The 8,766-nt window shown below is 71.7% G+C and carries 9 protein-coding genes and 1 pseudogene; 5 read left to right on the forward strand and 5 right to left on the reverse strand.

Translation table 11 applies throughout. From position 1 onward, the window contains the following. Positions 1-41: 41 nt before the first annotated feature. Positions 42-572: an NUDIX hydrolase gene (locus ACF1B9_RS19870; protein WP_391740257.1), complete on the forward strand. Its 531-nt coding sequence runs from the start codon at positions 42-44 to the stop codon at positions 570-572. A 73-nt stretch (positions 573-645) separates the two neighbouring features. Here the strand turns inward: ACF1B9_RS19870 and ACF1B9_RS19875 are convergent, their stop codons facing one another. Continuing rightward, positions 646-1,506, reverse strand: a complete 861-nt coding sequence (locus tag ACF1B9_RS19875; RefSeq protein ID WP_326764625.1) for a 3-hydroxybutyryl-CoA dehydrogenase — start codon at positions 1,504-1,506, stop codon at positions 646-648. A 225-nt stretch (positions 1,507-1,731) separates the two neighbouring features. Here ACF1B9_RS19875 and ACF1B9_RS19880 point away from each other — a divergent pair, with 225 nt between their 5' ends. Continuing rightward, the gene (locus tag ACF1B9_RS19880) at positions 1,732-2,997 is read left to right on the forward strand and encodes a glycoside hydrolase family 10 protein (RefSeq protein ID WP_391740441.1); all 1,266 of its coding nucleotides are present in this window, start codon (positions 1,732-1,734) and stop codon (positions 2,995-2,997) included. A gap of 105 nt (positions 2,998-3,102) precedes the next feature. Here ACF1B9_RS19880 and ACF1B9_RS19885 read toward each other — a convergent pair whose 3' ends face one another. Together ACF1B9_RS19885 and ACF1B9_RS19890 are read right to left on the reverse strand one after the other, a co-directional pair. Further along, positions 3,103-3,315 (reverse strand): DUF1918 domain-containing protein, encoded by a 213-nt coding sequence (locus tag ACF1B9_RS19885; RefSeq protein WP_391740256.1) that lies wholly within the window; start codon positions 3,313-3,315, stop codon positions 3,103-3,105. 85 nt (positions 3,316-3,400) lie between these two features. Then, entirely contained in the window at positions 3,401-4,351 is a 951-nt protein-coding gene (locus ACF1B9_RS19890; RefSeq protein ID WP_391740255.1) for a DMT family transporter, read from the reverse strand. Between ACF1B9_RS19890 and ACF1B9_RS19895 the strand changes: the two genes are divergently transcribed. The 3 genes and pseudogenes from ACF1B9_RS19895 to ACF1B9_RS19905 form a co-directional block, all read left to right on the forward strand. Beyond that, positions 4,350-5,807, forward strand: a complete 1,458-nt coding sequence (locus tag ACF1B9_RS19895) for a PLP-dependent aminotransferase family protein (protein WP_391740254.1) — start codon at positions 4,350-4,352, stop codon at positions 5,805-5,807. The genes ACF1B9_RS19890 and ACF1B9_RS19895 overlap by 2 nt on opposite strands. Before the next feature lie 187 nt (positions 5,808-5,994). After that, positions 5,995-6,570: a histidine phosphatase family protein gene (locus ACF1B9_RS19900; protein WP_391740253.1), complete on the forward strand. Its 576-nt coding sequence runs from the start codon at positions 5,995-5,997 to the stop codon at positions 6,568-6,570. 149 nt (positions 6,571-6,719) lie between these two features. Next, positions 6,720-7,114 (forward strand): annotated as a pseudogene (locus ACF1B9_RS19905) (serine hydrolase); the annotation flags it as partial. Between the two features lie 147 nt (positions 7,115-7,261). Here ACF1B9_RS19905 and ACF1B9_RS19910 read toward each other — a convergent pair. Further along, positions 7,262-8,005 (reverse strand): Clp protease N-terminal domain-containing protein, encoded by a 744-nt coding sequence (locus ACF1B9_RS19910; protein WP_391740252.1) that lies wholly within the window; start codon positions 8,003-8,005, stop codon positions 7,262-7,264. Between the two features lie 74 nt (positions 8,006-8,079). Further along, on the reverse strand, positions 8,080-8,580 hold the full coding sequence (locus ACF1B9_RS19915; RefSeq protein ID WP_391740251.1) for a hypothetical protein: 501 nt from the start codon (positions 8,578-8,580) through the stop codon (positions 8,080-8,082). Positions 8,581-8,766: the final 186 nt, after the last annotated feature.

The raw sequence follows: 8,766 nt of genomic DNA on the forward strand, positions 1-8,766 counted from the left end.
GCTGCGATGTTGCCACCTACTTGTCGGAAGGTGGCAAAACTGTGCAATGGGTGAATCTGAACGAACAAACCGTCTATGAGAACCGCTGGTTCCGGGTCAACCTGGCCGATGTGGTCATCCCCGACGGCCGTCATCTCGACCACTACCTCATCCGGCTCCGCCCCGTCGCTGCGGCCACCGCCGTCAACGAGGCCAACGAGGTGCTGCTGCTCTGGCGCCACCGGTTCATCACCGACAGCTGGGGCTGGGAACTGGCCGCGGGGGTGGTCGAGGACGGCGAGGACATCGCGGTCGCGGCCGCCCGGGAGATGGAGGAGGAGACCGGCTGGCGCCCCGGCCCGTTGCGCCCGCTGCTGACCGTGGAGCCGTCGAACGGCCTCACCGACGCCCGGCACCACCTCTACTGGTCCGAGAAGGCCGACTGGACCGGTCATCCCAGCGACGACTTCGAGTCCTCGCGCCGGGAGTGGATACCGCTCAAGCTGGTGCCCGACCTGATCGCCCGCGGCGAGGTCCCGGCCGCAGGCATGGCGGCCGGGCTGATGATGCTCCGTCACTTACGGCTGGGATGAGGCGCCCTGAAACCACGGACGGGGCCGGTCGGGGGATCGCCCCGGCCGGCCCCGTACGGGCACGAGAGAGGGATCAGGAGTACGGGTAGAAGCCCGAGCCCGTCTTGCGGCCGAGCCGGCCCGCGTCCACCATCCGCTGGAGCAGCGGGGGAGCGGCGTACAGGGGCTCCTTGAACTCCGCGTACATGGAGTCGGCGACGGAGGCCACCGTGTCGAGACCGATAAGGTCGGAGAGCTTGAGCGGTCCCATCGGGTGGGCGCAGCCGAGCTCCATGCCGTTGTCGATGTCCTCACGGCTGGCGATCCCCGACTCGAACATCCGGATCGCGGACAGCAGATACGGAATCAGCAGCGCGTTGACGACGAAGCCGGAGCGGTCCTGGGCGCGGATCGGGTGCTTGCCGAGGACGTCCTGCACCAGGGCCTCGGCGCGCTTCACCGTCTCGTCGGACGTCGTCAGCGCGGGGATCAGCTCGACGAGCTTCTGCACCGGGGCCGGGTTGAAGAAGTGGATGCCGATGACCTGGTCCGGACGAGAGGTCGCCACGGCCAGCTTCACCAGCGGGATGGAGGAGGTGTTCGAGGCGAGGATCGCGTCCTGCCGGGTCACCACCTGGTCGAGCACCTGGAAGATCTCGGTCTTGACCTGCTCGTTCTCCACGACCGCCTCGATGACGAGATCACGGTCGGCGAACTCTCCCAGGTCGGTGGTGAAGCTCAGCCGTGCCAGTGTCTCGTCGCGCTCCTCCGCAGTGATCTTGCCTCGTTCGGCGGCCTTCGAGAGGGAGTTGTGCAGCCGGGTGCGGCCGATCTCCAGCGCCTCGCCGGTGGTCTCGGCCACCATGACCTCAAGACCGCTGCGGGCGCACACCTCCGCGATGCCCGCGCCCATCTGGCCACAGCCCACCACTCCGACGCGTGCAATGTCGGCCATAGAGTCCGTCACCTCGTGCCTTTCGCTGTTCTGTGTGTCGCAGGTTCCCGTCTGATTCCGGTGCCCGCCCCGACCCCACGACGTTACTCCGCGGCCTACGGGTCATCGCGGGCCGGGGCGGGCATGCTCTGCGTTACGCCTGACTACAGGGGCGACGGACGTTGACGACGAGGACAGAGAGACGGCAGGTGCATGGATATGCGGCAAATGGCCCGAAGAGGCTTTGTGGCGGGTGCGGCCGGAGTGGTCGCGGGTGTGGTGAGCACGGTCGCCACGGCGGGCGCGGCTGCCGCGGCACCCTCCCGGCAAGGCGGTTCCGGGCGGACGGGCGCGCTGCCGCGCAGGGGCGGTCACCACGTCGATCGGCGTGAGCTGCGCGGCATGTGGGTCGCCACCGTCGCCAACCTCGACTGGCCCTCGAAGCCCGGTCTGACGGCGGCGGCGCAACGGGCCGAGCTGATCGCCTATCTCGACGAGGCCGTCGACCGCCGGATGAACGCCGTGATCCTCCAGGTCCGGCCGACCGCCGACGCGCTGTGGCCCTCCCCCTACGAGCCGTGGGCCCAGTACCTCACCGGGGTGCAGGGCAAGGACCCCGGCTGGGATCCGCTGGGCACCGCCGTCCGCGAGGCCCACCGCCGCGGCCTGGAACTGCACGCCTGGTTCAACCCGTACCGGGTCGCCAACCACACCGACCCGTCCCGGCTGGTCACCTCGCACCCCGCCCGGCTGCACCCCGACTGGGTTCTGCCGTACGGCGGAAAGCTCTACTACAACCCCGGGATCCCCGAGGTGCGTCGCTTCGTCCAGGACGCGATGCTCGACGCGGTCCGTCGGTACGACATCGACGCCGTGCACTGGGACGACTACTTCTACCCGTACCCCGTGGCCGGGCAGGTCTTCGACGACGACGCCACGTACGCGAAGTACGGCGCCGGCTTCCCGGACAAGGCCGCCTGGCGGCGCGACAACACCGACAAGCTGGTGCGCGAGACCGCCGAGCGGATCAAGAAGATCAAGAAGAACGTCCGGTTCGGGATCAGCCCGTTCGGGGTGTGGCGCAACGCCGCGACCGACCCGCTCGGCTCCGACACGAAGGCGGGGGTGCAGACCTACGACGATCTGCACGCCGACACCCGCGGCTGGATCAAGAAGGGCTGGATCGACTACATCTGCCCGCAGATCTACTGGAACATCGGCTTCGCCGCCGCCGACTACGCCAAGCTGCTGCCCTGGTGGAGCGAGGTCGTACGGGGCACGGGCGTCGATCTGTTCGTGGGCGAGGCCCTCTACAAGGCCGGTGACCCCGCACAGCCCGCCGCCTGGCAGGACCCGGCCGAACTCTCCCGCCACCTCGACTTCGCCGCCCACCACGACCAGGTGCGCGGTCATGTCTACTTCTCCGGCAAGGACGTGGTGACCGACCGGAACGGAGCCATGGCACGGGTGGTCGCCGACCACTACCGCAGCAGGGTGCGTCCACCCCGCTGACAGAAGAAACGGAGGGGACGCACCGGGTGCTGTGGGCGGGCCGCCGGGAAGCCGTCGGCCCGCTCAGGTCCCGGGGGCGAGGAGCAGCGCGTCCGCCGAAGGCCGCTACGTGGTCTCCGGCGCCTGCTTCCGGACGGCGGCGTGCTGCACGACGCTGTCGGGACCGGGTGAAATGAGGTGTTCGTGCCCGTCCTCGGAGCGGACGCGGTACGGGGGAGTGCCCCCGGCACCGAGCACTTCGACGATTTCTGCGACATGGTCACGCTGTCCCACGGTCCTGCCGTGCGTCAGCAGCCGGTCGCCCGCGTGTGCCTCCATCGGGAGTGACCTCCTCACGGGTGGCGGTCCTTGTCGACAAGTCTATGACCGAACGGTGACTTCGCCCGGTGGAGGAGCGAGGCTCTCATCCGGCACGGCGGGCGCGTCCCGCCCGCTGGGTGGCCGCGATGCAGACCAGCACCGCGACCGCCGCCACCGGAGCGGCGGCCGAGACCTCCTCCCCGAGCAGGAAGAACGACCACACCAGTGTCAGCAACGGCTGCGCGAGCTGGAGCTGGCTGGCCCGCGGCACCCCGATCTCCGCCATTCCGCGGTACCAGACGTACAGGCCGAGGAAGGTGGACCCGGCCGCCACCCAGACCAGTCCGATCACTCCGTGCGCGGTCAGCCGCACCGGCTCCGACGGCAGTGCGACCGCCGCCCCCGCGACCGCCAGAGGCAGGGAGAGGACCAGCGCCCAGCCGACCACCTGCCAACCAGGCATGATCCCGGCCAGCCTGCCGCCCTCGGTGTACCCCGCCGCGCACACCAGCAGCGCACCGAACAGATACAGATCCGCGCCGGACAGCTCGCCGCCGCTCTGCTGCACGGTGAACGCGATCACCACGCCGGCCCCGGCCAGCGCCGCGAGCCAGAAGGCGCGGGACGGCCGCGCGCCGGTCCGCAGCGAGGAGAACACCGCGGTGGTCAGCGGGAGCAGCCCCACCACCACGGCCGCGTGCGAGGTCGTCGAGGTCTGCAGCGCCAGCGTGGTCAGCAGCGGGAAGCCCACCACCACACCCGCCGCGACCACGACGAGTCCGGACCGGTGCCGGCGGTCCGGCACCGGTACCTGCCCCGCGAGCAGCGCACCGCCCGCGATCACGGCGGCTAGCAAGGTGCGCAGCGACACCAGTGACCAGGGGCCGAAGCTCTCCAGGCCCCAGGCGGTGGACGGGAAGGTCAGTGAGAAGGCGACGACGCCGAGCCCGGCGAGAGCCACACCTCCACGGTTCGCCGTACCGGCCGTCGTGGGGGCCGCTGATGAAGCAGCCGCTATCGTGATTTTACGAGTAGCGCTATTCTTGACTCTCATGCAAGAGCGTAGCAGTGTCGCTGAACTCGTGGAATCTCTCCGTGATGAGTTGAAGCGCTACTCACCTGGTGGAAAACTGCCGTCCAGTCGCGCTCTGGTGGAGCGCTTCCGGGTCAGCCCCGTCACCGTCTCCCGGGCCATCGCCCGGCTCGCCGCCGAGGGCCTCGTCGTCACCCGGCCCGGCGCGGGCGCCTTCCGGGCGTGGCCCCGTACCGATGTGCCCCCGCCGGGCGACACCTCCTGGCAGGAGGTCTCCCTCAGCGGCGACGGCGGTCCTGAAGCGGTGCCGCGTACCGTCGACGCCTCAGGCGTCCTGGTCACGCTCGCCGCGCCACCGCCCGGCGTCATCGAGCTCAACGGTGGCTACCTCCACTCCTCGCTCCAGCCGGAGCGGGCGCTCGCCGCCGCCCTCGCCAGGGCCGGTCGCCGTCCCGGCGCCTGGGCCCGCCCGCCCACCGACGGCCTGACCGAGCTACGGGCCTGGTTCGCCCGGGAGATCGGGCCCGCCGTCACCGCCGCCGACGTACTGATCACCGCGGGCGGCCAGAGCGCCCTGGCCGTCGCGCTGCGCGCGCTCGCCCCGCCCGGCGCCCCGGTCCTGGTCGAGTCGCCCACCTACCCGGGCATGCTGGCCGCCGCCCGCGCCACCGGCCTTCGGCCCGTGCCGGTGCCGGTGGACGCCGACGGCGTACGGCCGGAGCTGCTCGCCGCCGCGTTCCGGGCCACCGGCGCCCGGGTCTTCGTCTGTCAGCCGCTCTTCCAGAACCCGACCGGCGCGGTTCTCACCCCCGAGCGGCGCGGCGAAGTCGTCCGGATCGCACGTGCGGCGGGAGCCTTCGTCGTCGAGGACGACTTCGCCCGCCGCCTGGTCCACGACGACGCCGGCCCGCTGCCCGCCCCCCTTGCCGCTGATGACCCCGACGGTGTGGTCGTCCATGTCTGCTCCCTCACCAAGGTCACCTCGCCCAGCCTGCGCGTGGGCGCGCTCGCCGCGCGCGGCCCGGTGCTGGGACGGCTGAGGGCCATCCAGATCGTCGACAGCTTCTTCGTCCCCCGGCCGCTCCAGGAGGCCGCGCTCGAACTGGTCGGTTCCCCGGCGTGGAATCACCACCTGCGTGCCGTAGCGGCCGAGCTGAGGAGCCGGCGGACCGCCATGACCACGGCCCTGCGGCTGGAGCTTCCCGCACTCACGCTCCCCCTCGTCCCCACGGGCGGCGGCAGCCTGTGGCTGCGCCTGCCCGAGGCGGAAGCCGGCACGGACGAGTCCGCGGTGGTCTCGGCCGCGCTGCGCGCGGGCGTGGCCGTCGCACCCGGCCGCCCGTACTTCTGCGCCGAACCCCCGTCCCCGCACATCCGGTTGAGCTATGCCGCGGTCGCCGGGGCGGCCGAGATCGCCGAGGGGGTGCACCGTCTGCGCGCCGCCTGCGCCGAGGCCCTGACCGGCTTCAGCGCATGAACGCCGGCCGGACGCGACGCCACGCCCCCCACGGGCACCCGCCGAGGGTGCCCACGGCGTTCACGGGAGGGGCGGCTTCAAGCCACGGAAGAACCCGAACCGGTGGCGCGCTTCGGGCTCGGCCGAGCCCGAAGCGCTTGCGAAGGGACCCTTGACCCGCGTGGCGTTCGGCTCCACGATCGCCGCCATGACTGTTCGAGTCTCGCTCGTCGCCGCGGCGCGCAGCTCCGCCCTGCTCGCCGAGCGCTTCGACGACGACCGGCCGCTCGACCATGCCGGCTGGCACGAGGTGCAGCTCGTCGCGCACACCCTCGTGCCCCTGGGCGCCGCGGAACTGCGCTACTGCTCACCGACGCCGCGCAGCCGAGCCACCGGCGAGGCCCTCGGCTACGCGCCGCTCGTCCAGCCCGCTCTGCGCGACTGCGACATGGGCCGCTGGCGCGGCTGCACCCTCGCCGAGGTCGCGGCCTGCGAACCCGCGTCCGTCGATGCCTGGCTCGCCGACCCCCGCTCCGCCCCGCACGGCGGCGAACCGCTGCTCGCCTTCATCTCGCGCATAGGGGGGTGGCTGGACACCCGCCCGGCGTGCGACGGGGCCATCGTCGCCGTCGCCGAACCGGCGGTCGTCCGGGCCGCCCTCGTCTACGCGCTCAAGGCCCCGCCGTCGACGTACTGGAACGTCGATGTCCGACCGCTGTCCACCGTCACGCTCACCGGCGTGCCGGGCCGTTGGAGCCTCAGGCTCGAAGCGGGAGCCCGCTGAGGGCCCTGCCCATGCGGGCCCGGGCTCGAAGCGGGAGTCCGCCGACGGCCCCGGTTTTGCGGGTGCACGGAGCCCTCCCGCCGGGCCGATCGGTCGGTACGCCGCGCATCCATCGAGTCCGCCGGGATGTCCGGGGCGAGGAGGCCACCGTGACGGAGATCCACGGCCACTGCGACGACCGGTTCTCCGCGGTTCGCGGCGCGTTCGAAGCGAATTTCCGGGAGCGGGAGGAACCGGTCGCGGCCGTGGCCGTACTGGGACGAAGAGCCCGTGGCCGATCTTCGGGGCGGCTGGGCCGCGGGGGCGCGCACCCGCCCCGGGGAGCGGGAGCGCCTGGTCAACGCCTGGTCCACCACCAAGGAGCCGACCGCCCTGTGGGCCCGCATCCCGGTCGACCGGGCCTGCTCGATCTTGATGCCCCGGGCGCCGCGTACTGGCCGGAATTCGCCGCGGCGGGCAAGGAGCCGTGCTCGTGCGCCATCCGCTCTCGCACCGCGCCGGGCCGGCCGGACTGCGCGAACCGCACTCCCTGGCCGAGCTCCATCCGACTCCCTCCTCCGCCTTGTGATTCACGGCACCGGACCCCGCTCGCCGGTCCGGCCTGATCCAAACGAAATACCCTCGTCGTCCCGAAGACCGGCGCGCGTCAAGGCCCCGCCCCGTCGCCCGCGTCCGGGCGGTCCGGTGCCGGTCAGGCCTCCTTGTCCGGGGCGTCGGCGACGAGTGTGACGGCCTTGGCGACGGCCGTCTCGGCGGTCGCCTTGTCGAGGCCGAGACCCGTCAGCACGCCCGCGCCGTCCTCCTGCTCCAACAGGGCCAGGAGGATGTGCTCGGTGCCGACGTAGTTGTGGCCCATCCGCAGGGCCTCCCGGAAGGTCAGCTCCAGCGCCTTACGGGCCCCGGCGTCGTAGGGGATGATCTCCGGCACCGCGTCGGCCGCGGACGGCAGCGCCTGAGTCGCGGCCCGGCGGACGTCCTCCAGCGTGACGCCCTGGGCCTTGATGAACGCGGGGCCGAGTGCCTCGGGCTCGCTGAGCAGGCCCAGCACGAGGTGCTCGGTGCGTACCTCGCCGTTGCCCGCCGCACGGGCCTCGTTCTGTGCCGCCATCACGACGTTCCTGGCCCGCTCGGTGAAGCGGCTGAACCCCTGGCTGGGGTCGAGGTCCGACGGCTCGCCCGGGTCCTTGGCGACGAACCGCTTCTGGGCTGCCTGCCTGGTCACCCCCATGCTCTTCCCGATGTCCGTCCAGGAAGCGCCGGACCGCCGGGCCTGGTCCACGAAGTGCCCGATCAGATGGTCGGCGACATCGCCGAGGTGGTCCGCGGCGATGACCGCGTCGGACAGCTGGTCGAGGGCGTCGGTGTGGACCTTCTTGATGGCCTCGATCAGTTCGTCGAGGCGCACGGGATTGGTCATGCGTACGGGATTCACCATGTGTCAACCATAGGTTGACACCCTCCCGCTGTCAACCGTTGGTTGACGGTGGGGGTGGCGTGCGGCGGCAGGGTTCACAGCAGTGCCGTACAGAAGACGCATCCCTCCTGGTGGTCCGGCGCGCACAGGACGCGGTGCCGCACGCACGAGGCCATGGCGGCCTCCTCCGGGCCGGGGAAGGAGGAACGGTCGCCCCGCGGCTCGACGTCGGCCGGATCGAACGTCTCGACCATGTCCCGGTACTGCCGCAGGCAGTCCTCGGCGAACGGCGGGTCATAGTCCAGCTCGTCCCACCGGTGCCCGCGCAGCGCGAGATCGAGCACCCGCAGGACGAATTCCTTCGCCGCGGCCCGCTCGTGCGGCGAGCGGCCCCAGTCGACGTCCTCCAGATCGAACCCGACCGTCCCACGCCCCATGATGTTCTGGTCCTGCCAGGTGAGCAGCGTGGCGAAGCGGTGGTCCCAGGAGCTCTCGGCAAGATCGGACACGGCCAGCATGAGCACATCGACGAACACGTCCGTGCCCCCGTTGGACATGGACAGACTGCGGCCCCCGCCATGAAACACGTTCCCCATCCCGCCACCGTATCGAGCGAAGGTGCGTGGTGCGGGCGCCTTTTTGTCTGCCGGTACGACGGAGCGCGGCGCCCCCCCGGGGGCCGCCGGGCGCCCCCCCCGGTGAGTGGTTAACCGGAACCGGCAGAAGGGGGCGCCGTGCGCGGTTGTTTTAATAACCCGGGGCCCGCCCCCAAACCCCCCCAC

Origin of the sequence: Streptomyces sp. NPDC014727, assembly GCF_043083485.1 — a bacterium.
Classification (GTDB): domain Bacteria; phylum Actinomycetota; class Actinomycetes; order Streptomycetales; family Streptomycetaceae; genus Streptomyces.